At 57.5% G+C, this 673-nt stretch carries 1 other annotated feature (running past both ends of the window).

Annotated elements, in window-relative coordinates:
* Positions 1-673: a sequence feature (most likely nonfunctional fraction of RNA operon), on the bottom strand (it extends past both window edges: 195 nt to the left, 939 nt to the right).

Genomic DNA, 673 nt, shown 5'->3' with positions numbered 1-673 from the left:
TCCCCTTTGCCCGAAGGCTCCAGGGCGGCTTCACGGACTTAGCATCGCCTGGTTCAATGTTTGACGCTTCACAGCGGGTACCGGAATATCAACCGGTTATCCATCGACTACGCCTGTCGGCCTCGCCTTAGGTCCCGACTTACCCTGGGCAGATCAGCTTGACCCAGGAACCCTTAGTCAATCGGCGCACACGTTTCTCACGTGTGTATCGCTACTCATGCCTGCATTCTCACTCGTGAACCGTCCACAACTCGCTTCCGCGGCTGCTTCACCCGGCACACGACGCTCCCCTACCCATCACGATCCCCGTTGGGGGTATATATCGCAATGACACGACTTCGGCGGTACGCTTGAGCCCCGCTACATTGTCGGCGCGGAATCACTAGACCAGTGAGCTATTACGCACTCTTTCAAGGGTGGCTGCTTCTAAGCCAACCTCCTGGTTGTCTGTGCGACTCCACATCCTTTCCCACTTAGCGTACGCTTAGGGGCCTTAGTCGATGCTCTGGGCTGTTTCCCTCTCGACCATGGAGCTTATCCCCCACAGTCTCACTGCCGCGCTCTCACTTACCGGCATTAGAGATAGTGCCCCCCTTGTGGTCGGTGTACAGGTGGTGCATGGCTGTCGTCAGCTCGTGTCGTGAGATGTTGGGTTAAGTCCCGCAACGAGCGC

It is taken from the genome of Streptomyces sp. UW30 (genome assembly GCF_008042075.1).
Taxonomy (GTDB): domain Bacteria; phylum Actinomycetota; class Actinomycetes; order Streptomycetales; family Streptomycetaceae; genus Streptomyces.
Note: the sequence above shows the minus strand (reverse complement) of the source record. Positions and strands in the feature narration are given on the sequence as shown.